The 25,530-nt window shown below is 34.5% G+C and carries 33 protein-coding genes; 7 read left to right on the top strand and 26 right to left on the bottom strand.

Annotated features, from left to right (window positions below):
- From H7K77_RS17775 to H7K77_RS17745, 7 genes are all read right to left on the bottom strand, one after another.
- A partial coding sequence (locus tag H7K77_RS17775; RefSeq protein WP_186579807.1) for a hypothetical protein occupies positions 1–410 on the bottom strand: 410 nt, incomplete at its 3' end.
- Complete coding sequence (locus tag H7K77_RS17770) at positions 407–721, bottom strand: hypothetical protein (RefSeq protein ID WP_186579805.1); 315 nt, start codon at positions 719–721, stop codon at positions 407–409. The genes H7K77_RS17770 and H7K77_RS17775, both read right to left, overlap by 4 nt.
- 419 nt (positions 722–1,140) lie before the next feature.
- Complete coding sequence (locus H7K77_RS21840) at positions 1,141–2,322, bottom strand: sporulation initiation factor Spo0A C-terminal domain-containing protein (protein ID WP_407926445.1); 1,182 nt, start codon at positions 2,320–2,322, stop codon at positions 1,141–1,143.
- A 446-nt stretch (positions 2,323–2,768) separates the two neighbouring features.
- Complete coding sequence (locus H7K77_RS17760) at positions 2,769–3,071, bottom strand: hypothetical protein (protein ID WP_186579803.1); 303 nt, start codon at positions 3,069–3,071, stop codon at positions 2,769–2,771.
- A 98-nt stretch (positions 3,072–3,169) separates the two neighbouring features.
- Positions 3,170–3,436, bottom strand: coding sequence for a hypothetical protein (locus H7K77_RS17755; RefSeq protein WP_186579801.1), 267 nt, complete (start codon positions 3,434–3,436; stop codon positions 3,170–3,172).
- A 188-nt stretch (positions 3,437–3,624) separates the two neighbouring features.
- Complete coding sequence (locus tag H7K77_RS17750) at positions 3,625–4,410, bottom strand: hypothetical protein (protein ID WP_186579799.1); 786 nt, start codon at positions 4,408–4,410, stop codon at positions 3,625–3,627.
- Positions 4,411–4,483: 73 nt separating this feature from the next.
- Complete coding sequence (locus tag H7K77_RS17745) at positions 4,484–5,473, bottom strand: tetratricopeptide repeat protein (protein ID WP_186579797.1); 990 nt, start codon at positions 5,471–5,473, stop codon at positions 4,484–4,486.
- A gap of 270 nt (positions 5,474–5,743) precedes the next feature.
- Between H7K77_RS17745 and H7K77_RS17740 the strand changes: the two genes are divergently transcribed.
- Positions 5,744–6,001 (top strand): helix-turn-helix domain-containing protein, encoded by a 258-nt coding sequence (locus H7K77_RS17740; protein ID WP_186579795.1) that lies wholly within the window; start codon positions 5,744–5,746, stop codon positions 5,999–6,001.
- A 41-nt stretch (positions 6,002–6,042) separates the two neighbouring features.
- On the top strand, positions 6,043–6,522 hold the full coding sequence (locus H7K77_RS17735; RefSeq protein WP_186579793.1) for a competence protein ComK: 480 nt from the start codon (positions 6,043–6,045) through the stop codon (positions 6,520–6,522).
- Between the two features lie 180 nt (positions 6,523–6,702).
- Here H7K77_RS17735 and H7K77_RS17730 read toward each other — a convergent pair whose 3' ends face one another.
- From H7K77_RS17730 to H7K77_RS17720, 3 genes are read right to left on the bottom strand one after another with little or no spacing between them, the layout of a single operon-like run.
- Positions 6,703–7,281, bottom strand: a complete 579-nt coding sequence (locus H7K77_RS17730; RefSeq protein WP_186579791.1) for a hypothetical protein — start codon at positions 7,279–7,281, stop codon at positions 6,703–6,705.
- Between the two features lie 19 nt (positions 7,282–7,300).
- Positions 7,301–8,146: an ImmA/IrrE family metallo-endopeptidase gene (locus H7K77_RS17725; protein WP_186579789.1), complete on the bottom strand. Its 846-nt coding sequence runs from the start codon at positions 8,144–8,146 to the stop codon at positions 7,301–7,303.
- Between the two features lie 27 nt (positions 8,147–8,173).
- Positions 8,174–8,515: a helix-turn-helix domain-containing protein gene (locus H7K77_RS17720; RefSeq protein ID WP_186579787.1), complete on the bottom strand. Its 342-nt coding sequence runs from the start codon at positions 8,513–8,515 to the stop codon at positions 8,174–8,176.
- A 245-nt stretch (positions 8,516–8,760) separates the two neighbouring features.
- Between H7K77_RS17720 and H7K77_RS17715 the strand changes: the two genes are divergently transcribed.
- Both H7K77_RS17715 and H7K77_RS17710 read left to right on the top strand, forming a co-directional pair.
- Positions 8,761–9,087 carry a hypothetical protein gene (locus tag H7K77_RS17715; protein WP_186579785.1) on the top strand — a complete coding sequence of 109 codons (327 nt, stop codon included), beginning with the start codon at positions 8,761–8,763 and terminating at the stop codon, positions 9,085–9,087.
- Between the two features lie 454 nt (positions 9,088–9,541).
- Positions 9,542–9,985: a hypothetical protein gene (locus tag H7K77_RS17710; protein ID WP_186579783.1), complete on the top strand. Its 444-nt coding sequence runs from the start codon at positions 9,542–9,544 to the stop codon at positions 9,983–9,985.
- Between the two features lie 467 nt (positions 9,986–10,452).
- Here H7K77_RS17710 and H7K77_RS17705 read toward each other — a convergent pair whose 3' ends face one another.
- Positions 10,453–10,926 carry a hypothetical protein gene (locus H7K77_RS17705; RefSeq protein WP_186579781.1) on the bottom strand — a complete coding sequence of 158 codons (474 nt, stop codon included), beginning with the start codon at positions 10,924–10,926 and terminating at the stop codon, positions 10,453–10,455.
- A gap of 259 nt (positions 10,927–11,185) precedes the next feature.
- Here H7K77_RS17705 and H7K77_RS17700 point away from each other — a divergent pair, with 259 nt between their 5' ends.
- Both H7K77_RS17700 and H7K77_RS17695 read left to right on the top strand, forming a co-directional pair.
- Positions 11,186–11,530: a hypothetical protein gene (locus H7K77_RS17700; RefSeq protein WP_186579779.1), complete on the top strand. Its 345-nt coding sequence runs from the start codon at positions 11,186–11,188 to the stop codon at positions 11,528–11,530.
- A 295-nt stretch (positions 11,531–11,825) separates the two neighbouring features.
- Positions 11,826–12,134: a DUF3139 domain-containing protein gene (locus H7K77_RS17695; protein WP_186579777.1), complete on the top strand. Its 309-nt coding sequence runs from the start codon at positions 11,826–11,828 to the stop codon at positions 12,132–12,134.
- 582 nt (positions 12,135–12,716) lie between these two features.
- Here the strand turns inward: H7K77_RS17695 and H7K77_RS17690 are convergent.
- The 9 genes from H7K77_RS17690 to H7K77_RS17655 form a co-directional block, all read right to left on the bottom strand.
- Entirely contained in the window at positions 12,717–12,854 is a 138-nt protein-coding gene (locus H7K77_RS17690; RefSeq protein ID WP_186579775.1) for a hypothetical protein, read from the bottom strand.
- Positions 12,855–12,902: 48 nt separating this feature from the next.
- Positions 12,903–13,082: a hypothetical protein gene (locus H7K77_RS17685; RefSeq protein ID WP_186579773.1), complete on the bottom strand. Its 180-nt coding sequence runs from the start codon at positions 13,080–13,082 to the stop codon at positions 12,903–12,905.
- Positions 13,083–13,091: 9 nt separating this feature from the next.
- Positions 13,092–13,409 (bottom strand): hypothetical protein, encoded by a 318-nt coding sequence (locus H7K77_RS17680; protein ID WP_186579771.1) that lies wholly within the window; start codon positions 13,407–13,409, stop codon positions 13,092–13,094.
- Positions 13,410–13,415: 6 nt separating this feature from the next.
- Positions 13,416–13,694, bottom strand: coding sequence for a hypothetical protein (locus tag H7K77_RS17675; protein ID WP_186579769.1), 279 nt, complete (start codon positions 13,692–13,694; stop codon positions 13,416–13,418).
- Between the two features lie 242 nt (positions 13,695–13,936).
- A complete protein-coding gene (locus H7K77_RS17670; protein ID WP_186579767.1) occupies positions 13,937–14,266 on the bottom strand; it encodes a DUF3908 family protein in 330 nt (109 codons plus the stop codon).
- 165 nt (positions 14,267–14,431) lie between these two features.
- Positions 14,432–14,662, bottom strand: coding sequence for a hypothetical protein (locus H7K77_RS17665; protein WP_186579765.1), 231 nt, complete (start codon positions 14,660–14,662; stop codon positions 14,432–14,434).
- 336 nt (positions 14,663–14,998) lie between these two features.
- Positions 14,999–15,178 carry a hypothetical protein gene (locus tag H7K77_RS17660; RefSeq protein ID WP_186579763.1) on the bottom strand — a complete coding sequence of 60 codons (180 nt, stop codon included), beginning with the start codon at positions 15,176–15,178 and terminating at the stop codon, positions 14,999–15,001.
- A gap of 95 nt (positions 15,179–15,273) precedes the next feature.
- A complete protein-coding gene (locus H7K77_RS21080; RefSeq protein ID WP_222599435.1) occupies positions 15,274–15,480 on the bottom strand; it encodes a hypothetical protein in 207 nt (68 codons plus the stop codon).
- The gene (locus H7K77_RS17655; protein ID WP_186579761.1) at positions 15,481–15,654 is read right to left on the bottom strand and encodes a hypothetical protein; all 174 of its coding nucleotides are present in this window, start codon (positions 15,652–15,654) and stop codon (positions 15,481–15,483) included. It abuts the gene before it with no gap.
- 225 nt (positions 15,655–15,879) lie between these two features.
- Here H7K77_RS17655 and H7K77_RS17650 point away from each other — a divergent pair, with 225 nt between their 5' ends.
- Positions 15,880–16,278 carry a (deoxy)nucleoside triphosphate pyrophosphohydrolase gene (locus H7K77_RS17650; RefSeq protein WP_186579759.1) on the top strand — a complete coding sequence of 133 codons (399 nt, stop codon included), beginning with the start codon at positions 15,880–15,882 and terminating at the stop codon, positions 16,276–16,278.
- Between the two features lie 204 nt (positions 16,279–16,482).
- Here H7K77_RS17650 and H7K77_RS17645 read toward each other — a convergent pair whose 3' ends face one another.
- The 6 genes from H7K77_RS17645 to H7K77_RS17620 form a co-directional block, all read right to left on the bottom strand.
- Entirely contained in the window at positions 16,483–19,389 is a 2,907-nt protein-coding gene (locus H7K77_RS17645) for a DUF3427 domain-containing protein (protein ID WP_186579757.1), read from the bottom strand.
- Between the two features lie 145 nt (positions 19,390–19,534).
- On the bottom strand, positions 19,535–20,290 hold the full coding sequence (locus tag H7K77_RS17640; protein WP_186579755.1) for an HNH endonuclease: 756 nt from the start codon (positions 20,288–20,290) through the stop codon (positions 19,535–19,537).
- 76 nt (positions 20,291–20,366) lie between these two features.
- On the bottom strand, positions 20,367–21,260 hold the full coding sequence (locus tag H7K77_RS17635) for a glycerol kinase (RefSeq protein WP_328701157.1): 894 nt from the start codon (positions 21,258–21,260) through the stop codon (positions 20,367–20,369).
- A gap of 173 nt (positions 21,261–21,433) precedes the next feature.
- Complete coding sequence (locus tag H7K77_RS17630; protein ID WP_186579753.1) at positions 21,434–24,169, bottom strand: AAA domain-containing protein; 2,736 nt, start codon at positions 24,167–24,169, stop codon at positions 21,434–21,436.
- Between the two features lie 87 nt (positions 24,170–24,256).
- A complete protein-coding gene (locus H7K77_RS17625; RefSeq protein WP_186579751.1) occupies positions 24,257–25,129 on the bottom strand; it encodes a phosphorothioated DNA-binding restriction endonuclease in 873 nt (290 codons plus the stop codon).
- 31 nt (positions 25,130–25,160) lie between these two features.
- The gene (locus H7K77_RS17620) at positions 25,161–25,484 is read right to left on the bottom strand and encodes a nucleoside triphosphate pyrophosphohydrolase (protein WP_186579749.1); all 324 of its coding nucleotides are present in this window, start codon (positions 25,482–25,484) and stop codon (positions 25,161–25,163) included.
- Positions 25,485–25,530 lie beyond the last annotated feature (46 nt).

The following is a 25,530-nucleotide window of genomic DNA, read 5'->3' as shown; positions in this document are numbered from 1 at the left end:
AGTCTCCCGATTAAAGCAAGTAAATCCTTAGTCATTACCTTCTTGCCGTTCCATTCAAAATTACTATGATGGAAATTCCGCTGAATATTATTCCATACATCTAAATTAGGAGATGGTTTTATTTTTGACGCTTTTCGCTTTAACGATTGTTCATCCTCCAACATACGGTCGACAGTTAAATGGACAATGTACCGCGCATCATTTAGCTCTCTTTTATACCGTTTTAACTCCCTCTCCAGTCTATCTGTATAACTATCAATAGAGCCTGGTACAACACCAGGATAACTTGCTTGAAGTGACCGAAATTGCCGACGAAGGGTCTGAACTGCATCATCAGATTGATGTTCAGCCTTCCCAATCATACTAGCTAGATGCTTCAATTCGCCCAGATTCACATTTATTTTACTCATAACAGATTAGCCGCTTTCTGCCTATAATAGTGAATCTTATTCCTCGTTTCCTGCCGTAGCTCGCTGTATGTTTGTTCCACTCGACTCCTCGATTGATTCACGTCCGTTGCAACTCGATCAAACGCATGTCTCACATCCCCTTGCCAATGTGCCGAGTACTTACTTCTACCGCTCGTAAACGTTTGATGGGCATGATGAAAATCTTGGATTACATGATTAAGCCGTGACAAGAATTCCTCTAGTTCGGCTGCTTTGCGCAGATACCTCATACGTATCCTTCTCCGCTCCGCCTCTTCCGCACTCACTAACATCTGCCTATCCCCTTCCAAATATTTCTATTACTATGGTAGCGAATCACTGAAACTATTGGTATATTACATATTTCCTGTTTTATCCAAACAGCGAATAGGCTTATAGGTTTAGATGAACCGTTTTATCTAGGTAGGATGTAGGAAGCAAGGGGACGGTTCTCTTGCTTCCATAACTAAAAAAGAAGCAGAAGAACCTCCCTCTGCTTCCCTCTGTTCTCTTTGTCAACGCCATTTCTTTTAGTTTAAGTAGACGACGACTTTCACTACAAGTGTAAGCATAGCTAGTGGTGTAAAACAACTTGAACTACTAGGCTTAGTGCTTCAGAGTCGCGTTACTACACCTTCCCCCCCATTTGTACTACTATTAATGTTACAGTAGTTAACGCAGAAGAAAAGCCTCATACAAAATTGTTTGCTTTCTATCCCTCCACTGACCTATGTAATCTTTTAAACTCAGATAAGATGAGTAGAAACTTTTTTTGTACACCTGGTATGTCTTGTTGATTTAGCTTTAGCCAAAAGTCACTGTTATGACTATCGATGAAAATCTTTAATTCCTCAAATAAGAAAGCTTGGTTTTCCTGTTGATTATACGTAGGATCCTTTAAAACTAGAGTCACATAATCTCGATAGCAATTCACTTGTTGCTTATACAAGCCTGGGTCCCAGACCTCTTCAAGGGTATATGGTCGGTATAAAGCTCGCAAATTGATGAGTGTCTTTTCCCATTTCTTCAACTCTCTTTTCCAAACATTTTTGGTACGCCCCATTGCACTTTGATTCACACGTTTTATCATTGCCTGTAATGATTTAATATTTTCATCCATAAAGCCTATAGCAGCTTGCGCCTTATTCTTCTCGGCGAACGACACATGGTTTTGAAACTTTTCTACGTTTCGTTGACAGACACCTATAACTCGTTGGGCTTCTTGCGACAACTCTGATTGATCCATTTCGGGTACGGATGCTACCTGAATCTTTTCCACTTTGGTCACATTTTTAGCTGCCTGCTTTTGCTTCTTTTGACCTTTTACATAGTCGATCTGTTGTCTGATTTCTTCCCTTTTCTGATTGGCTTCTTCTATATTTGGAAATTCCAATTCTAAGTAGTTTACTAGTAGCCCAAGGAATTCTGAATTAGTAGGCTTCGCTCTTGAAATGCTAATCGGGTAACCGAATAAATTCGATAAGTGCTCCATATTCCCTCTGCTCCATGCCACTTCGATCGAATGACGGATTGCGCGCTCCACTCGACTTGCTGTCGTATCAAATTTATTGGCTAAAAAAGGATAAAGCCCCTTCGTCATTTCTCCTAATACCTCGTTATCATAGTAGATAATTTTGACTGCTTCCTTCATATATTTAAATCCCTTAATATGCGCCGGGACACCCACATCATGAATTAGTGCTGTAATTCTCGATTCTAATTGCTTCTCATTTACTACTCCGTTATCTTGACGATCTGCTTCTTTTTCTTGATGGTCCGTTGCTGGTTTCCCCTGTTCAGCAGCGTTTTGTTTTAATTCTTCCATCTCTTGTTTCAGACTTTGTTGTTCCTTTAATAACGTTTGAACCATTTCCTCTAGCTGTTTAGTCTCCACTTCTTACACCTCTGTATCACATATTCGTTTCTTAAATTGTACCAGAACAAAGTCTCAGATTGTTTACTTTGTTTGAAAGCAAGAAACTTCTCATGTTTGTAACTATTCAAAATGATAAGAAAAAAGTCTAACCGATCAAATCGATTAGACTTTTGAGTTTAGGAGTTATTCATTTTGAAAGTCTGATTTTATATCAAAAAATATATTTTTTCGTTAAACTATCGTTAATAATTCGTCATTTTAGGCAAAGTTAGAGAACACTATAAAAAGATAGTTTTAAATTTGAATATTCATTGATATATAAAATTCAGAGTTTCTTAAAAGTTTATGATATTCTTCCTAAGTCCTTGCTATAATTTTTTAACTAGTACACCGTACATCTTTTGCTTCTTTTTATCTAATAAGGGTTGATATTGTCCGGGCTAGAATGACCTAGCCCGAAACAATTATGCTTCTACTAGAACTAAATGAGTTTTGAATATATCCACAATGTAAATCATCTCACCGTCGTATTCACTCACTGTTAAAACAAATTCACTGAATCTTAATTTAGCAACACCATTTGGATATGTAGTAACATGACGACTTCCAAGCATGGCCTTATTAATGCCGTATCGATTCAAACGAGTGAGAAAATCATTTAGCTCATTTTCCCCTTTCTCCGATAGAGTTGTAGACTCTAATGTAGTTAGCACCTCCTCAGTTGGATATAATTTAGGGAATTTTTCCATAGCTGATCGATGGATCATGCCTATCTCCCCCTTATTAAAAGATGAAGCAATACAGGGAAAATTATAGCACTAACTAGATTCGATTTGGGGGTTTCGACATAAGAAGACGTATTCTTCTATTTTCTTGGCTTTATCTCAATTTCCAGGTCTACCGCGTCTAGAACTTTAAGCAAAGCTTCCATACTGTAGTCTTCACCAGCGGTTACCTGATTGACCTGTTCCACATTCATTCCGTCAATATTCTCTGTTAGCTCCTCAAGTGATAAATTTCTCTGCTGCATCACTTGAAAAATTGCGTCCGAAATGTTTTGTTTAGGAACAATGAGAGAATGATAGCTTCTGGAAAATTCATAATTACCTCTTAAATCTCGTTGTCTCTTCAATGGAGTTTCCTCCCTTCCAAATGTATATATTTTAAATATGTAGTAGTCTATTATATTTCAACACTTTAATTGTATATGATAAATTTAGTTAATTACAATTTATTATATAGGAAGCAAGAGAACCGTCCCCTTGCTTCCCCTAACTAAAAAAAGAAGCAGAAGAACCGTCGCTCTGCTTCCCTCTACTTCTACTTTTCCACTTCACCATTCATCCAGTTAGACAAGTCATTTATTGCTCCATTTTCTCGTAAGCTATCCGCAATATCCTTCATGCCTCGTTTAAAACTGTTCTTCTTTAACTCGCGGATTTCTGCTGCATGCTTTACCAATACATTAGCCATTTGTTCACAATCAGCTAGAACCTTCATCATATTCCATGACTGTTCAGAAGCTTTATGTGCCATTATGCCAGAAGTCATTTGACCTCGGTAATACACTTTCCATTTATAATGTAGGTTTAGATCCTTAAGGTATTTTTGTTGAATGATCGAAAACCATACACCAAAGTACACACCTGACAATTGAAAATTCGGGCTATGTTGACCATGTCCATTACAGCCGGTTAGCGCAACTATTCCTGCTTCATTTAGCGCTTTTACCATAATAGCTGTGTAAGGACATAGGATCGTAGTATAAGTACGAATTCCATAACGACGGTTGGCGAAGGATCTCCACTTCATATGATACCCCTCCATATGCACCCCGTGATTACGTCCTTTTGCATGAATGATTTCCTTCATTTTAGATACTGGGAAACGATTCGTTAACAGCTGGAATTTCTCACCTTGCCAAAAGACAGGAATTTGTAACTCGTCTAAAAATTGTTTTAGCTCCTTACAGTCTTTCTCACTACCATTCCTTAACGAGATAAAGTCATCTTTCACTTTAACCGGGAAGCCTCTTAATTCCAGCGCCTCTGCCAATTTCTTCGTTCCACTTTGCATTTCCATTGATACATAAATTGATTTTTTCATTTCCAATTCCTCCTTGGTTATCTTTGTTGATATAAATATACCAAGGAACGGTTACAAAGCTTGTAACCGTCTGTTAACTAGGAAATTCAATCAGATGTTTTTCATAAGAGGCATTCCAACAACACCGCATATTTCCACGCTCGCCAGTTGTTTGGATCAGGTCATGTCCATCCACCTCTAAGCCCTGTTTCAGGATTAAACGAAGACGATTCATATCCGTCTTAATTGCTTCTGGCTTTCTACTTCGGTTACCAAGACCCGTTGTGCTGTTAAAAATCTCTTCCTTTGTTAGTCCATAGTCAGAGGTAAATAATAATTTTAAGATTTCAGCATATTTTACATTTAATTCTACGTAACTACCATTTCCATGAAGGGTTGTCCCTCTTCTACCTATATCCATTACATAACACTTTCCTTGCTGACTCTTTTCAATCAGTTCATCCCGCCATGCTCTTCTACTGCTGACTTTTGCGGAAGAGCCATTACTTAATCGAACAAAAGTCGATGGATGAGCGTCCTTTTTACTATAGTTATCACGAAAACGAATAAACTCATCCTCTCGATCTAATTGTTTCGATTCACTAAAGCATGTAGCAGCTTTGTCCTTGAATCCTAATTCATGGTACGCTTTCCCAAGTAAACTCCATATTTTAATTTGTTTATCCACATCCATCCGACGTCCATCCTCTAATGCCTCTTTCGCATAGAAAGCGACAGACTCCCATTTTTCTGTTCCTTTGGTCATGTCTTCTGCTAAAAATGCCAAATGGTAAAACGCATCCCCTATGTCTGTTTGCGCCCTAGCAGCCTGACGTAAATAGCGAAAAGCTGTCCGTTTATTTCCACTTATTATTTTTTCCGAACGACCATATTCCAAATACAAATTTGCAAGCGTATACTTATACATCGCAGCATCCTGCTGGCTCAGCTTTCCCCTCAGCAGTTCTTTATGTAAATTAATTCCCTCTTCGACCCATTCCTGCCGAAAATCTGGTTCCTCATAATCATCTTCTCTTTGCATCCATTCATCCAGTTTATGCTCTAACTCTTCTTTTCTTGGCATTTGTCATTCCCCCTGAACCGTAAGCAATTGAAAGTATGTACTCTAGTTTGGTTTCTAATTATTAGAATAGGGATTAATTATTACGTTGTCTAGTTCCTCTTATCTCTAGGTCCGCTAAATATGAACGCTTAAATAGACTTAGAAAATAAAAACCAGTCACATCGGACTCCTCATGTGCCTGGTTTTTATTTTTCTTCTAAATAGGTAGAGTACGCCGTGGGATTTCCTTTTCAACGACTTGATAATTGGATTTAAAAAGGGAGATTACCATTGGAGGATAAAGAAATTACAAGGGAAGTATTTGGCGAACTATTACGAGAAAAAAGAAAAGCAAATAAACTGACACAAGCTCAGCTAGCAGAAAATGCAGGGATTAGTGAAAATTATCTAGGTAAGATCGAACGAGGAATTTATCATCCGCTCTATGGCACAGGTGGTAAAATAATAGACGGATTACATATGAGTCATGATCTTTTTTGGCGTGAATTTACGGAAAGACTAGAAAACCACAAAAAAAATAACAAGTAACATAGCTTTGCTTTAGTACATACAAAGGGAGTGCATCTACCATGGAAGAAGTTCTTCCACATTACCATGTGAACAGTCGCACAATGTCACTCATTCCTGGCAACCACATCGATTACCAAACGATTGTCTTTGAACCAAACAAACAAATTCTAGTTAGTGTCCCACCTATACATATCATGAAACGAGCCTGTTTAGACGTCCTTTCATCCTACGAAGGTAGACGTTCTGCTGTCATGCACCAAACTAACTATCAAAAGAAAGTCCCAATCCCGATTGACCCTACCAACCAGATTTACGCATTCCCCACCCATTCACCTAGTGATTATAGATGCATGTGGATCTTTTATAACCATGTTTTATCCATAAAGGAGAATACGAACAAAGCTCAGAAAGACATGAAATCTATCATTACCTTCAGGGATGGTAGAAAGCTTGCGGTAACGGAGTCTTGTTATTTATTAGAGAAACAAATGCAAAGGACGGCTACTTGTATGGTACAGTTTTGGTCGATTGGTGGATGATTGTATTGATAGTTTTAGAATATTGTGTACCATTTTTGTTTTGATTGCTGTTGGGGATATCGGTCATAGTATAGAAGGGGAGGTTAAATGAAGTTGAGATGTGCTTGTTTTAAATTAGAAATAGCATTTAGTGAGAGGAAAAAATAGACTTACATTATACTTTTAAAAATCTCTTTAGAATTAATTCTTTTTATTCAACGGCCATAGATCTTCTTGAAAGGTTCTTTTGGCCCAATCAAGCAGACCTTTTTTATGGGATAAACACCAAATCTGGTAGGCATCTTTCCTTGATAATTCTAATTGTTTCATTCCTAGTATAAAGTCTCTTAATCGAATTACCTTTATATCATTCTCATCCCCACTATTAAGCTCATTATCTATCATAGCTTGAAGATCAGTTTCATCTGACAAAACAACTGAAATACCTTGTGTAAAAGCATAAGCTAATGTTACAGTCTCTCCCCAATTCTTACCATTAATCCTGGTTTCTTGATCAACATTTTCAATGTGATTAATAGTATCTCTATATATTTTCGTTTTAATAGGGTCATCTTTTAAAAAAACTGTATTTACAATAACCGCTTTATTTTGACTAATTAAGTTGTTTAGTTGCTCTTTTATTCTCTTAGGAGTAAGAATTTCATTATCATAAATGTATTGGTGTATGGACAATTTCCCAACAAGTTTGGGAATGTATTGTTCAATAGCGTTAATCTTTTGTATTTTCTCTAGTTTAATTGCAAAGTCTGTATCCAACATCGCTTCTTCCTATATCAAACTACTCATCTCCACCATAATCGTCCATTAAGTCTTTCAAGTCATCCTCATCTATAATATCAGAACCTTGAAATAACTGTAAATTTTCCGGAGAGTTATTTACTAGTGAGAGTAGATAACGAAGCTTCTTCTCAGAAATCCGTTTTTTTTCAAATGCTACTATTGCATTGTCTACTAAACCTTCAAAGAATACTTCCCTAGTTCGATCTTGAGTAGAATCACTAAGCTGAAGTCTTTTCCGCATTAATAAAACCCCATTATGTGGATCTCGGTCAGGTATCTCCAAAAATCTTTCTAACTCGGTTTCACTAAGAAATCCAATCTCAAAAAGACGACGAATAATAGTCTTATATGGTGCATAAAATAAAGACATTAATCTAACAATGTCTTCTAACTTTAAAGTGTTCTTTTGAATGTTTCTAGAATCCAGCTCATTCTTTAAAACTTCAGTTGGCACAAGAAGGATTGCAGCAAACAAATTAGCCTTCTGCTCCCTTATATCATCTGTTTTATTTTCTAGAATACTATCACGTAATAATTCACTTTCGTTAAGACGGTCTGTATCATACCAAATATGATATAATTCATGCGCTGCAGCAAATACCTGCTTTTCTTTTGGGATATTTGTATTAATATAAACAAATAATCTTTCCTTTTTTTTGCATACAAAGGCGCAAAGTTCATCATCTTCTATTGGATATTTAAGCAGCGTTGCCTCTTGCTCTATAAAGTTTAATACTTCTTCTCTTAACACTCTATTAGTCTTAAGTTTTTCTCCTAATTTACTTCGAACCTTATTTTCAATATCCTTTACTTCACTTGGTGACAATGAATGATGATTAGTCAATATCAAACCCTCCTGTTGAAAAAAATGCTAAACTAAATCTTCCAAATCAATCATTTCATCCATCACATGATTTAAGAATTGGAGCTTTTCTTTAGTATTTTCGTTTTTTAAATTACCGATCATAAACATTATAGGATCTTGAATAATTGGAGATTCTTTATCAGGAATTAATAGTTCATCAACTGAAATACTCATAATGCTTGCAATTTTACTTAGCTCATTTACATTAATTGCTTTTTTACCATTGATTATTTTACTCATAACTTGAGGGGAAATACCCATCCTTTGCGCAAAAAAATGCTGGGGCAGATTTTGTTCTTTTAACCATAGATTTATCTTATTCCCAATATTTTCGAAGGCTGTTTTCACACGATTTCCTCCTTCCACTATATATAATATAAGTATATGTATGATCCATTAACAATGTCAACGAATTGTTTATAAACCCCCAATCAAATATATTCATATTGTTTACACCGAAGGGATTTATATACATAAATTGAAAACAAACTAAAGGTTTTTCCTTTTATTTAGACAGTGCTTCATTTTTAAATAACAGTATTTCAAAGTATAAATGATATACTTTGTTAAATATTAGAGAAAGGAAGATGAATATGAAAAAATCAATCTTAATATTAAGTTCTCTTTTTATACTTGCATCGGTGTTAGTTGGCTGCGGAAAAGTTGAACCAGACTATACTACAAAAGAGTTTGAAGCTGCTCTAAATAACGGAGAAAATTTGGAAGGAAAAATTGTATCTGTTGAAGTTAGCGAACTGGAACCTAACAGTGCTTTTGGTTACAATATTCAGGCTGGTGAACATTTAAATTTTGTATCAACTGAAAATCCGAATGTCAAAAAGGAAGATACTGTGTTGCTTGAGATCAAAAAAGTAGAAAGTATGCTGGGTTCATATATTATTTCTTATGAAAAGAAATAATATGATTAAGACAAAAACATCGGGATCAGACCTTGAAAGATAAATAGATAATTATGTATATAAGTTGAGGACAGGATCATTTGTTGCTATAAATATTATGTAAACAAAAAGTCTTTCCTAGACTATTACGTGAGCTTTGTTGTTTGGTTTACTTCCTGGTGCCTTATTGTTCGGTAGTTCATGATGGCACCTCTTAGTGAATTTTACTTTCTATAATTAACATTTTGCACTTATAACCATAATATGGAAATCCTATCCAACTATCTTTGCATCCATCTTAAGAACCTCGCTTTTTCCTCTCTGTCTATCACCAGTCATCCATTTAAATAAGACATTAAAAATCACCATCAGTCATAAACTAAATAGTAATTTTGTGGCATAAACTTATTATTAATTGAATATACATCATTAACCAATATGAAATCTAATATGGATTGTTAAGGAGGGCACTATTATGAAAAAAAGACATTATAATGTAGATCCTGGCTATGTTACCATAACGGAGGCTAGTGAAATAGTGTCTAATATACTTAGGTTAACAAAACAAGATAGCCAGACTTATAAGACAACAATCCGTGAAGGTGCAAAAAATGGGCTATTTGGAGGAAAAAAATATAAAAAAAAGATGTACCAAGTTAAAAGAGCTGATATATATCAATTTGCTCATGATCTCAAGCGAGAGGAACAGTTAGCTTTATATAACATAGAGATTGCACCAAACTTAGACAATATTAATAAGACTAGAAAACTACCAATTATTGATACAAAGACTGCTCAACAAATCATATATTGCATAAAATACCTAAGGTTACAAGAGATAATATCTGATGAGGTCTATCAAAAAGCCGAAAGGAATTTAATATTACGAACAGCTATTAGTGGAGCCAAACTGGGTTAGTAACTTTACTTAAAAGTATATTAAAACGATATCGTGATCCTCGACCTATTCTATTCCTAGCTCATTTCAAAAAGCAACTTCGCTAGCACACTCTAACAAACACCTGTTTACTCGGAACATTCTTCTTAGTAGTCTTTGACTGCCTGCTATGAGTCTCCTCCTCACCTTATTTTCTATACATCATTACCCCTGCTCTATTCTCTATTTAAGCACCAATCAAAATAGTATCCTGTCACCAACAGTGATAAATCCCCATCTGTAAACTAGTGAGATTATTTGACGTTTATTTTGCGAAAATAATAAAGACTAGATACATACAAAGAAGTGCGTCTAACATGGAAGAAATTCATAAGCATCATCATGTTGAACGTTCAAACAATATCACTCATTCTGCCAAGCACATCGATTATTAAACAATCGGGTACGGATAATTTTTGTTCGTTATAAAGTTCACTTTCTTTATGTTTTTAAAATGGTAGGTCAGAATCATCTGTAAAATTCCAGTCTTTCTTTTCCTCCCTACCATTATTATCCTTGCTCGGTTCGGTTTCATCACTTTCTTCCCATGTAATGCCAAATGGAAATCCACCCTCTGTGTAGCCTGCAATAAAGGTAAAGTTTTCATCACTTTCTTCATATAATTCTTCTTGTTCCCTTCGTCTTTTCTCCGCTTTTCTTTCTTTTTTTATCTCAGTAGCTCGTTGTTTATTGATTAGATTTCGCTTTAATTGTTGCTTGTATTCGTCACTAAATTGATAACCCAGGTGTTCGAGCTCATACATCGCACATAGATGATCGACAGCAAAATGGTTGCTGTACCCTTTCACTAAATTATTTCTGGTGTATTTTGGAATCCAATGCGGAGCAGCTTCTAGTCTCCGCGTACGATTCATCCTTTTATGCCGAGGGGTATTTGGCTTTTTCTTTTTCCGCTTGGCCATGTTTGATCATCCCAATCTAGTAGTTTAAGTTTTCCAATTACTAGAATAACATACATGGGGTCAGATCCTGTCGAAAGACAAATGGATAATTATGTACATGAGTTGAGGATAGGAAATTTTAGTAGGAAGCAAGGGGACGGTTCTCTTGCTTCCCTAATTAAAAAGAAGCAGAAGAACCGTCCCTCTGCTTCATAGATTCATAAACTAATAGGAGGGAAACAAGATGAAAAAAATAATTTCATGATTATTTTTTGCCTTATTGTCAATATTTTTTTCAATACAAACATTTGCTACAACTGAATTTGATTTAGAACCAAAAGTGATTATTAATGATGGAAGTGGTGCGCCATTATATCCAGGGACAAGTACAAAAATGTTAGTTGGGGATATGTTAGTTTCACCAGATTATCTAAAAAAAGATACTGGTTTAGTAGGTCATGCGGGTATAGTTGGAACGGATTATAGTATTTATGAAGTTAATTTGGGGCTTCCATCACAAAGAATCGCTCTAAATAAATTTATAAACAAATTTGGATCTGCAAAAGTCTATGTTTATAGACCAAAGAATGCAGCTAGTGGACAGATGTATTTAGCTGGTAAATAGGCAAAGGCACACTATACTGATGTTAAGAAGTATTTTGCACTTGATGGAAATCTTTTAGATATCAGCACTAGCTATTGTTCGGAATTTATTTGGAATGCGTATGCTAAGGGAGCTAAAGTTCGTCTTGGTGGCGTTGTTACGGTAGGTACTGCTTTTCCACCAAAGGAATATATTACACCGCAAGCATTAGCCGGGTCATCTTATAGTAAAAAATAGTGAGAATTAATTAACCTATTGGTTCCCAAAGGCTATAATAACAAGTAATCTATGAGGATAATATTTAGAGGAGGTTCTAATGGGGAAACGAATATCTTTAGTAATTCTAATTCTTAGTATTGTAATGTTTACGGTTATAATAATGTTCCACTCCCATAATAAAGACGAAATCAGAAAAGATGTTTCATCCTATTTACATGAACAAGGTTATAATAAAGAAGAAATAAAAAAAATTGAGGGATTCAGGTCTAAAACTGGATATGAAGCAAGAGTTATTTTTAATGATGAACCAGAAGTAACATATTTTTACACATACGATAAGAAATATGGCGGTGTTTTGCAGGAGGGTGTTAATACTAGTAAAACAAATTTAGGACATTTAGAATGATATTTACTGTGAACTATTAATTGCATTCCACTGAAAAAACTAAAAATAGATTATAACTGCTTATTTGACCTCTGGAGCTTTTGGAGGTCTATTTATTTTTATTTGGGAACATTGGGTCAGACCCTGTCGAAAGACAAATATATAATTATGTACATGAGTTGAGGACAGAATCATTTGTTGTTATAAATAATATGTAAACAAAAAAACTTGTCTAGACTATTCTATGAACAGAGGCATTATTTTTCTGTTCACTTTCATTGTAAACATAAAAAAACCTCCCCCTGTTAGGAAAGAAAGGTTAAATTTTTCATTTGGTTAGCTATGAAAAGTATAAAATCTTAATAATCAAACACTGTTTACTACGGGTGATGACATGTATTCACAATTAGGGATGGTTACCCCCTGAATCAGAACCATGCGTAACCTTGGTAGTGGAACAAACACACAGGAACAAACTCGAAAAAATCACTTTACGTTACTCGCGATAAACATAGGCACGTCTTAATTCATATCCATTTCAATTGATGATCTCTAGTTCATTTGAATTAAATCCGACTTGCTATAATCTGTTTTAGTTCCTACTTAAAAATGGTCATTTACATCAAAGTCCTCACCGAAACTAGCCACAATGTTCTTGTTTTTAACGTATAAGTCAGCTTCTTCAATGATTTCATCTAAAGATAGACCATTAAATATCCACTTAATATTCTTCTTTGCCACGAAATCACCTAGATCATCCTCAAATAAGTAATCTGCTATTCCCTCTTACTATTTTCCACGTTTAGCAACTAGTTCATTATTGATTTCCCTTATCTTACGTTTAATACCGTTCTGATCACTAGAAGTAGAAATTATTCGACTTTCTAGGAATCCTCCGATTATTGCTACCAGAGCTGCTGTTGAAATAATTATGGTCGATAGTAGAGGTTTAAATCCATATTTACCCATCCAAAAACTTTACTTGATAAACACTACATATACCTTGTCCAACGTCAACTGAGTTTGGTCTGCATATAACTCAACTTTTCCCCTGTAATCAGAGGGAATGTTCTTGATTAAGTGTTCTATAGCTTTTATTGTGTGTTCACCAAAATCATAGATTACTAGGAATTTATACGCCTCTTTCGGGTCAAAGTTTACCTTCGACTTACCTTCTAGCAAACCCTGAATATCCTTAATAATCCCATTCCTCTGTGCAGAGCCAAACTTATACCCATTGTTAATTGGCTTGTTACATTTAATCTCCGATAAGACATTTACATCACCCGTTATCATGATATCCTACCCATTAACACTTGGCTTTGTTCCTAATACCTCATTCATATAGAACTGATAATTAGCATCTACATATGAAAAGTGCTCTCGTAACCAATCCATGAAACGGATTGTCGTCTTATAAGTAATAATGTTGTTGATATCACTTAATGTGGTTTTTATATCTAAAAAGTCTTCAACTGATAGCTTAGAATAGTAGTCTTTATTTTCACCTGTTACTTTAGTTTTAATAAACTCGTTAAATCTTTGTTTTAACTCCGTTTCACGATTGTATTTTTTATTCATTTGCCCTCGCACCCTATTTTAGATTATCAAAATACGTGTAACTCTTATTTTTTATTCTAACTACCTATTGTAATTTCTTTATTTATATAAAACAAAAGGATACCCGCTTTTAAGCGGTTCCTAAGCGATATTGTTGTAGGACACTCTCTTCATACCAATTTTTTAATTTCTCCGTAATTTCTGTTAGTTCCTGATTAAAAAAGAAGTAATTTCCTTCAAAAAAGAAACACACCCTACAGGGCTTAGCTTAAAAGAGAATATATATTTTCAATCTTTCTTGCAAATTCATTTTTCCAAGCATCGTTTGTATCATTCAAAGATTGTAGTATGATAGGTCTTTCTTCTAATACATCACCTTTTAATCTCAATTCCCTAAACGAAGAATTATTAGCATTAAAAATAATTTCAGGTATCTGATTGTACCTAATCGTCTTTATTTGATACGTCTTATCATCCTTAAAGAACCTCACTACAAAAACCTTATCGTTGTAGAAAAAGAATAATTCCAACGGTTTATTTTCTACAAATAGGCCTTTAGGATAAAAGTATTTAATACCATCCGTAAGTCCCAACCCTTTGAAGGTTTCAAGAAAATTGCTAATTTATCTTTCATCTATTCCTTTTTCCATTTCAATTTGCAAAATCTTACTTTTAAATGTGTCGTAAGTCATTTCACTCATAATACAGCCTGCCTCCTTTTTAATAATATCATTCGACAAAAAAGGAAGTATTCACCTTTATTTCTGACCCCATATCTGTGATGCTATATAAAGCGCTAGAAGTGACCCTCCAATTACACTTAGAATAGCTAGAATCCTTACTAACTCTTTCATTAAACCTTTAGGCATCGCAGATATAATTATCAAAAAAATAATACCTATAATTAATGCTGCTATACCCATGATAATAAATGGGCCAGCTACCTCCCATATTTGAGACCATTCAAATAAAGCTATCTCCTGATTCATGTCTTCACCTTCTTTCCATGAAAACATTATACTACAGAAAAGACACCCGAAAGGGTGCCTTCCGTAACGTATCTTGGCTAGTGGATATTCTGCCTAGCCATCCTACCCACATTTTACACATCAACTTTTTCGTCAATCAAATGAGTAAGAACTGGCATATTTGGCATAACAAATCATTTTCCATAGCTTTTCTTACCTTATTTCTTTTTACTCCCAGAAGGTCTGCTATTGAACAATAGCGCATGTCTTCCATCATACAATCTAAAACTATTAATAATTGTTCTCCTTCAATATAATCAGCAGACATTTCTACATTGTTGACTAGATCTAGGTATTCTATATATCTATTATACAGACGTTTTTCTTTGGCTTCCTAGCTTCTATTCCTAACTGTTGAACCAATCCAAATGATGGAACAGGGCTATATCTACCAAATAAAATACTTGTTAACCAATCTACTTCTTTACTTCTCCAATGATATTGATATATAAGATTCTCGACCTGTTTATTATTCATTCCAACCAGCTCCAATCTTAAATAATTGTTCAGCATAAGCACTACTAATTAAGGATATCCATGTGACAGATAAAAAGGAGCCCTACCTCTCCTTCTTACCTCGTATACTTAATCACTCTAAGTCTTTTCCCTTCTGGTTTAAACTGTGAGATGTAGTCCTTTCTATCCAACTCACTTAGTAGTGCCTGATTCAGATCGTTTTTGAAAATGGCTGGTCTTTTTCCACCTTCCGTGATGCTAGCATAAGGTGTACCTAGCACTTTTAGTAGCTCTGTAATTTTTTCCTGTTCTAAGGTTTTCACCTAGCTCGTTAAAAGCATCACCTTGCATTTCTTTGCCATATTGAACGCAAACAGAGCTTCTGTTAATACCGCACCAACTTCCATCCCCTGATGGACGATAAACTCAGCAACTTGTTCGGCAAAATCGAGCGCCTCCCCTGACTCTGATAGGATCGCAGGATCGATTTGTTTCATCAGCTTCGTTTTGATAGATAATAAGTGCCAACTATATCATTTGAATTCTCAAAATTATGTTTTTATTAGTACAAAGGTTTTATATTAATACTTATTAGGTGCTGCACATCAATTGCTCTATCAAATCACTCATTTAACAAACATTAATTATGTTATTATACCCACTTCCATGCTTTATTAATTTAGTGGTATCATTATTATTTGAGAAGATGAAGGAGGTCCAGTATGAAAAAAACAGTAAAAGTAGTAGCCGCAATTATAGAAAATGAAAAAAATGAGATCCTTTGTGCACTTAGATCACCTGACATGGCTATTCCAAATATGTGGGAATTCCCAGGTGGTAAAGTGGAAGAAGGAGAAGATATCCATGCTGCCTTAGTTCGTGAGATAAAAGAAGAAATGGGATGCAAAATCAAAACTGGTAAACTATTAAATGAAAATGTTCATGAATATGAAACTTTTATTATTAACCTGATTGCAATTAAAGCAAAAGTGGTAGAAGGTTCACCGGTTAAAAGTGAACATTCCCAACTGATCTGGCTAAAAAGAGAAAATCTTAATTCCTTGAAATGGGCTCCAGCTGATATCCCAGCTGTTGAACAATTAATTAACGAAAAAATGTAGTTGCAGATATTATCGAGAATGAAGAAACAATGTGTAAATTAAGTTTCAGTGTTTCAATTGTCAGTTCTTCTTTGATTTCTTTAACAAAGGTACCAAATAATTAAGACGAAAATATGCAATAATGGGCTTCACCTGACACTTATGCAGTTGAACATTTAATAAAAGAAAATGAGGCTGGCACTCCTGTCCCAACCTCATTTTCTTTTATTCGGTAACTGTACCATTTTTTATATAATTATATAGCTTGGAATCCATAGGACGCTCAAGCACCAAGTTCATTTGAACAATTGGCAGCTCTTTTTGATCTTCAATTTTTATGCTGGTCTGTTTTACACTTTCTTTCTCTGGATAGGCCTCTCCTAGGTAATAGAAGTCATTTCCTTCATCATCATCCTTCTTAACAAATATGTGAATCGCAATATTATACTGATCATGATTGACAATCTTAACAACTTCATCTGAATCAATCGTTTTTCTACTTCTAGTAAACCATCTTACAACTTCTTGGTTAAGAAACTCATCCTCATAATTTTGACTAGATTCAACATCATCATCCTTATGATATGTGATAAATATTGGACAAGTACCATATCTAACTTGATAGCCGAACATTGTTCCCTTTTCATCCCCATTCCAATTTAAAAGCCTACAGACATCTTTCCTTGAATATTTCTCATATAAAGTAAGTGGCCTGTCAGGAAAAAAGGAAGCATTCTTTTTAGAAGCAGTTTTAACAATATCGGTCACTAAATGCTTGAAAAATGAATATATTCTTAACCTTTCCTGAATAGATTCATTAAATGAAAAATAATCTTCACTATTTCTTTCAATTATTGGTACTTCTCCATATTTCTTTTTATCCGTTACAGTAAAGAATGACAAATCAAAAATCCGCTCTACACACGCTAAAGTATCATTATCTATTTGACAATTCTGCTTAATTAGCTGTTCTTTATAACTGTCAAAATGAACTGTATCATTGTTTAATAACATTTCTAGCAAAACTATTTCATTTTTCCTTTTCCCATTTAAAATTTCTAGGGACAACATTGATAGCACTTTTTCTTCATAAACTGTTAATGGAGCTATATCTTCGTTCATCTTGACCAAAAACTTATAATAATTGAAATACTTATCCGTAATAACTACAGGATCAATAGAATTGTTGATAACAAAATCATACAGATATGGTACTCTCCCAATCCTATTCTTCAATTCAACATAAGCTTCCTTTAACAACTTTAGAGTGGTTAAATTACTTTTATCTATAGCACTAAATATTCTCTTCTTTGCAATTTCTTCAAAGTTAACGGTTGAGACACCTTTAATATAGCTTGTATCCTTGGTATGTCTTCGTATATTATCTTTATTTTGTGATTTATCACCTGATAATGCTATTGGAATTAAATAATTATTATTATAATTGCCTATAAAATCTATAATAGTCACAAAGTCTTTCGAATCATGCTTACGCAAACCGCGTCCAAGTTGTTGAATAAAAATAATACTTGATTTAGTTTGTCTAAGCATAACTACTTGATTAACACTTGGTATATCAATCCCCTCATTAAATATATCTACAGTTAATATATAATCTAATTTACCATTTTCAAGTTCATCAACTCGTAAGGCTCTTTCTTCTTGGGAATTATCGCCAACCAATGCAACCGTTCTTAGACCTCTTTCATTTAGTGCAACAGATAGTTGTTTTGCTTCATCTTTTCTGCCACAAAAAATAAGTCCTTTAACTGTATCTCCAGAAAATCCATAATAGTTTATTTTATCTATCATATGATTAACACGTTCGTCAGTAACTAATTTAGAAAGGATGGTTGCATCATCTATCGTTTCGCCATTATATTCGAAATCAGTTACACCAAAATAATGAAATGGGCATAACATGTCTTCTTCGAGTGCTTCTTGTAGTCGTATCTCGTAAGCAATATTATAATCAAACAATTCATATATATTAAAATCATCCGTACGCTCTGGGGTAGCTGTCATCCCCATAAAGAACTTTGGAGTAAAGTAATTTATCACTCTATGGTACGAAGCTGCTCCAGCCTTATGAACCTCATCTATTAAGATATATTCAAATTCCTCTGGATTAAACAGATGTAAATTTTCAGGTTTTGAAATAGTCTGAATGGTTGCAAAGAGATACTTAGCTTCCGTCTCCTTATTTGTTCCCGACAGGACACCAAAATCCTTATCTAAACCTCCAAGGATTCTTTGATAATCCGACATTGCTTTATTTAAAATTTGCTCTCTATGTACAACAAACAACATACGTTTAGGTTGGAACCTTCTTACATCAAATGCAGATAAATAGGTTTTACCAGTACCAGTTGCAGATATAACTAGCCCTTTATCATGACCAGCTTCTCTTACAGCCTGTATTTGCTGTAAAGCAGCTTGTTGCATTTTGTTAGGTTCTATCTTCAAAGCATTTTCAATGGAATTAACTTGGTACTGATTAGGTAATTCAATTACTCTATCAAGTTCTCTATTAGCTACATCCTCTTTATAGATTTTTTCATAGTTTTCAATCCAAGCCTCGTTTAATGGTTTAGCGTCTTGCCAAACTTCCTCAAACTGATTCTTAAAGTGATGAACAATCTCACCGTTTTCATGTGAGGTTAGCTTTACATTCCATTCATAGTTAACCTTAAGTGCCTGTGCAGTTAAATTCGAACTACCAACTATTAAGGAATGTTGATCTTTATTAGTAAATATGTAACCTTTTGAATGAAAACCTTCTAAATCTGTTAGCCTAACTTCCACATTTTTAATCTTTAACAACTCTCTAAAAACCTTAGGCGTGTTAAACTGTAAAAATGTTGAAGTTAAAATCCTTCCCTTAACACCCTTCTTTCTAAGATCTAGTAAATGTGATTTAAGTGTTGCAAGGCCACTTTCAGTAATAAATGCAACAGAAAAAATAAACGATTCACTTTTATCTAGTTCCTCCAATACGGAATCTAGTACATTTACATTCCTGCCCCTATCATTGACTAGTAGTTTCGGCGTATAGCTGCTGGATTTATTATAATTATGGTCAATAAATCCTTTTTGCAATGATGCTTCTAAGTCCCTAACAAAGTTTTCCATGATATCACCACTTTTGTTTTTCTTTAGCGTTTCAGATTAATAAGGTATTTTTACCTAGTTTAACACAATATATTATACCTATTTGAATTATTGTATAGAACTTTTTGCTTTAAATACCCATATTGTTGGTGTCAATTGTTCTATACTACACTTGCTCTATTCTTCTCAAAAGGAACTCCTTCGAAGGACGTAACGATTTATCAATTGGTAGTCTAAGCTTTCTACCATTAGATTTCAATTTAATAGTTGAGTTAACCCGGATTACGTAATCTTGGTCAATGGTAATTAATCCACCGTCAAATAGTTTGTGATGGTTGCTACATAGCAAAATACCATTTGTCACATCTAATTTTTCATGATCGTTACACTTTGACCATGGGACAATATGTGCTGCTTCTAGTAATATAGGGATCTTAGAACCACATACTGCACATCTACTTCCATAGGCTTCTAGTAATAACCTCCTGAATATAGATTGCGCAACCCCTCTCACCTTTACTTTTGCGTAGATTTCTTTACTTATTGCTTGTTTATTTAAAAGCTCTTTGACGAGTTCATTCTCATCCTTTCCATCTTTTGCATATTGGAAAGGATTGTGTAGATTATCCCAATTAAAAGCAAATACTCGTGCCATGCCTTCATCCAAATCATTTATATCCCAAGCAGTAAAACCTTGGCCAACTTCCCCTCTTTGGTTAACCACGATAATCGTTAATGGCGGTAATTTTTCATTCAGGCAGTAGTTTTGAATATGATCTAAAAAATACCTACATGTTCTATGATGAACGTTTAACTTATCTCCAAGTTCTCCATATGTAATTGTATCGTTGTTCCTTGCAGCTTCTATGAGAACATCCCATGCTCTGTACGCTCTTTCTTCTTGATTCACAGCTTTATCCATTCAATCACCCTCTTATTGCTTTAAGTACACAAACTCTCCTAATTAGCAAAGTTCGATAGTACAGTATGTTCCCATTTCAATATGCCTGTATCCCAAACTTCAATAACTTCTTCGGTAAAATATCATCCAAGTTCTGTATGTCTGCATCTTGTAATTGAATTAAGTTAAACCCATACTTTTCATAGATTCTTAGTTTCTCTTGTTTTCTAGCTGCATATTTAGGATCGTCTTCTAATCCCCAATATTCTATGTACACCTTCCCAACTGGTAGATAAAAATCCGTATAGACATCTTCTTCAATCGGTAACTTTCTTTCATAGGCGTGTACAATCTCAGACATGTATAGCCAGTTATCTATTAACATTTCCGCTCTTGAACGGACGTAATGACCATCCGCTGACCTATGTTTAGCTTCAAACTTTTCTCGAAATGCCACTGGGTTACTTTGTTCAGTCTCGTTAGGTTGCTCCGGTTCATTTCCTAGTATCTCATTTATCGTTTCTACTAATCTTTTGTTCTCTAAAATACTTTCAGGCCAATTCACATATGGAACGCCAGTTTTATCATATTCCAGCTGTTTACCGCCTATATTTTCACCGAGTTTTGTTACTTTCCAACCTTTGACTGCTTTCTCTACAAAGCCTAACTCTGACAATATCGGATTCATCTTAAACTTCGAAACACCAAAATGGCTACTCAGTGCTGTTGCGTTTAAAAGCGATTCATTAGAAGTGTGAAACATTTTATGATCCTTTATTTCACTACTCCATGCGATATATTCTCCAGCTCTTGGATGTTTTTTAATAATTCCACCCAATTGTTTTCCGTGATCAGTTAATACCCAATTATCATCTACTCTATTTATCAATCCGTTTGCGAGTAAAATTTGAAATACTTCTTTCGTACCCATCTTAAGTTCTTTGGAAAGAATCGTTGTCGAAATATGCTTGAATTTACTAGTTGTACTCACCTTTTATCCCTCATTTACATTTTTCTGTTAATTATATAGTACTTCTTAATTATTAGTGGAACAATAGCTAATGACAAATTGTAGTATAAATTTGCCAAAAAAATAGAAGTATCCTCTTGTTAATTAGAGAATACTTCCTTTTTAAACTATTAAATGGGTCGCATCTAGTAAAGTCACTTGTTTAAATTTAACACTTCTACTAACTTATTTCGTAACTCTTTTTCTTCCTGACTCCCGGTTGTTTTTAATCTAATAATTGGAATATCATACTTCTGTAATATACGATCTTTCATTTCATCTCTTTTCAATTGTGCCGGATTGTTGGCATGGAATGCATGTCCATCTACTTCCACTACTAATACAGGCATTTTATCTATTTTGTTAAAAACAACAAAATCCGTATGTGTTAATATATTCATCGCGTATTTTGATTCAGCATCTGTAAGTTTATCTGGATCCTTTATCAGCATTCGTAATGGTTGGTGAAGCACATAGCCAAGGTTTTGAAATTGCGCTTCACTCAATACTTTTTCCATTACAATATTCATTAGATTTTCTGAATTATGTTCAGAAACTTGCTTACTATTTTTCATCACTTCTAATAATTTCTCAGAATAACTGCTATAGAGAAGGTCAAATACAGAGTAGATCCGACTTTTTATTACATCAAAGTTATTGTATTTGATATATCTGATTAAATCACCAATGTTTGTTCCACGCCATTCCTCACTACCATCTGCCACAACGACAATTAGTTTTTTCACAGCACGCGAAACAGCTACATTAATCAGATTAGGGTTATCTGCAAAATCATTTGCATTCATTTCGTTTGAGACAGTAGAAAGAATAATGATATCCTTCTCTCTCCCCTGGTATTTATGAACCGTATCGGCTTCTATATCCGTATCACCGGTAACCTTTTGTAATTCATTTGCTTGTTGTCGGAATGGCGCTATAATACCAATAGAATCTGTCTTACCTAATTTCTTGTGTTCAGGTATAACTTCATTAATAATCACATCTATTTGTCTTTGATTAATCGTCCCTCTTGCATGATTTCCTTTTGCTGTTTTATATAAAATTAAGGACTTATCATTGTCCTGTTCATCCGTTAAAACGATAAGCTCATCGTTATAAAATTTCTGATTACAAAAATTGATAATTTTAGGATGGCAGCGATAATGTTCCTTCAGCAAGGTTTTAGGTAGATCCTTAAATAAACTTTCTATGGAAGATAATAAACTATGTGTTGAATAGCTGTAAGCCTGATCAAGATGATAAGACTCGAATATTTTATTCGTTTTCTCCCCTACTTCTTCCGGAACAACGTTAGGAAGCTGCTTTCCATCTCCAACTATTACTGCGTTCTTAGCACAAGATAGCGCTAAAGCACCTGTGACAACATCTACCTGGGATGCTTCATCTATTAATACATAATCAAACAAGTAATGTTTAGCAGCACAACTACGCAACGAATGGGTTGTACTTAATATAACTGGATACTCACTTATAAACTGATCAAAATTTTTCCAAATGGCGTCTGGGGTAAATATATTTCTTCCTCCGCCTTTTCCAAATCCCTTGGCTAAGCTTGCTTTAAATAAGCGCATCGAATCGTCACTATATTTTTTCATAGCACTTTCAAAATGATAGTGCTCAAGCTTTTTAGTTAACTCTTCTATTTCACTTAACAGTTCTTCTCTCTTAAGTTCAAAATAATATTTTTGTAAAAAGGAAATCAGGCTTTCAGGAGCTTCCTTGTATATGTTAAAGTTATAAATTCCGTGAACAAGCATGTTATACACTTTATTGCCTAATTTGAACTTTCCCTTTTGAATTTGTTTTTCATACTCAATTAATATCTTTAAAACTTTATCTGCTTTCAATCGAAAGAGCGACTTCACTTCTAGTTGTTTGAATCCAGAATCAACGTAATAGTTCTCATAATATTCCTGTTCCGTTTTAAGTTGTGATAGATCTTGTTTGAGAACAGCTTGTTTATTTTGTAGTTTAAGCATCTCATTTAGTTTATTTTGACCTTCTTTAAGGTTGGTTTTTATCGCGTCATACGCTTCATCTTCTAATACCCATTGCTTCATATCTGGATAAGCCCCATTTTGCTCAGCAAAAAAGGTTTCCTTGTTTTCCTTATTGCCCAAATAGGCAGCTATAAAATCAAGCCCATACTTTCCTAATTTCTCCACAACATTCTTAGTTGCAGCGTTATTGTTGGAAACGACTGCAACGGTTTTATTGTTTATCACTGCATTGGCGATGATATTTAGAATCGTTTGTGTTTTACCAGTTCCTGGTGGTCCTTCGATTATACTAACTTGTTCTGTCATCGCTTTTTCTGTGGCTGACTTTTGGCTGGCATTGAAACCAAAAGGGAAAATTAGTTGTTTTTGACTTCCCTCTTTTTTAAGAGGTGTTTTTCCTAAATACGCAGATAAAACACTACGCTGACTTATTAATGTTAGGTCTTTATATTGTTTACTTAAAAAGGACACATCCCCATCAAGTTTAACGCTAATATGATTAGCTATTGTTTTTAAATAATCAAAAACATTTTTTGCTGATTTGTTAGCTAAGGCTGTTTTTTCCATGCTAATTGTGGAACTAGGATAGACTTTTGTATATCTGTTATTAAAAGTAAGTTTTATGTAAGATCCAAAATCTAATATTCTGTTAATACCAGAAATAGGTTTAGCATGCTCATATACAATACTAGTATTGGCATCGATATTTATTGGATTTGTAAGTCTAGTTATATTGCTTTCATTGTATCCGTATTCCTTCTGACTGTTATAGTATTTAATCGTGTATTTGCCATTGTGAAAATGACAGTTTTGGATTTGTTCGGTTTTATCTTCACCTTTTATAAGAATTAATTCTTTTTCTATATCCAAGGTTTATTACACCTCTTTATTTGAGTATCATGATGCCCAATGACTATAAGTAATGTGGGAAACCCCTGTGTTAAAAATAATATATTTCTAATAGACATACCTCTCTGGCCCTCTAAACACTTCACGAACATGCCAATCCAGATAAGAATGATTAGGTTTATAGAATGTTTCGATCGGCTGACGGATTTCTTTACCATGAAAATCTAGTAACATCTCTTTAAACCCACTCGTACCGTGGGCATCTTGGGACACAATCATTCTTCTTTCATCCGATATAGTAAATACCCCTCTATCAAACAACTTATGATGAAGGGAGCATAAAGCTAAACCATTTTCCTCCTCATCCGGACCTCCTGCTTGATGCCATTTAATATGTGCTGCTTCAACACCAACTAATGCATGTGCTAATCGAACATTGAATCCACAGATAGCACAGCTAAATCCATATGCTCTTAAGATTTTTTCTCTAAAATAAGGGTCACGTTTTCTCTTTTTGTAATAGGTAAAGTCCAACCCAACTGCATCGAGAATATCTTCATGAATCGTATCTGGAAAATGATTATCTAAAATAGATTGGGCAATTTCTTGTATAAGCCTTGGATTTGAAGAAAGTTGGCTAAAGACTTCCGGGGTAAACCCACCTGAGATACGCTTACTTAGAAGTTCCTTATTATTAGGACTCTTGTAATTGATATCGATATTATCTAATTCCCAGATCCCATCATTCCTAAGGCGCACGAATGGTTCTTCCGGATGATATGATTTCCTAATTGGACCATATTCTCTTAGTAACTCTATTAATTTAATTCTTGTTAATTCATATGGAAGAAACCTTGAACTCTTTGCTTGTATTTGACCTAAAGCAAATAAGATTAATAACGGTTTGTGTGGCGCTCGTTGGTCCCCCTTCTTCCATATTGTTAGATTTTCCACTCTATTCTTTAGTTCCTTAGTATCCATGCTGTATACACCATCTTTTTATTCATTTGAATTAGACATCTACTTCTACAAGAAACACCTTCTCATCAAAGCCTCCACGCTCGGCCGCTTTCTGCTTACGGATTTCTTCCACTTTTTCTATCGAAGCATCATGTGTCTTAGCTAATGCATGTAAAATTTCCAATATATCTGCTAATTCTTCTAAACTTTCAACATCATTATCTGCTTCTAGGTATTCCAGTGCTTCCTCTTGTAGCTTACTTTGTAACGCTGTTATGTATTCTTCATGCGCTAGCTTTCTTGTTTTATATGTTTTCCCTGTTTGATCTATTATTTCAGGAATTCGGTCTCGGACTAATTTGTTGAAAACAGGCATGTGAGAACGTCTCCTTTTCTAACTTGATAATAGTATAATTTTACCA

It is taken from the genome of Aquibacillus kalidii, from assembly GCF_014280935.1.
Lineage (GTDB): Bacteria > Bacillota > Bacilli > Bacillales > Amphibacillaceae > Aquibacillus_D > Aquibacillus_D kalidii.
Note: the sequence above shows the minus strand (reverse complement) of the source record. Positions and strands in the feature narration are given on the sequence as shown.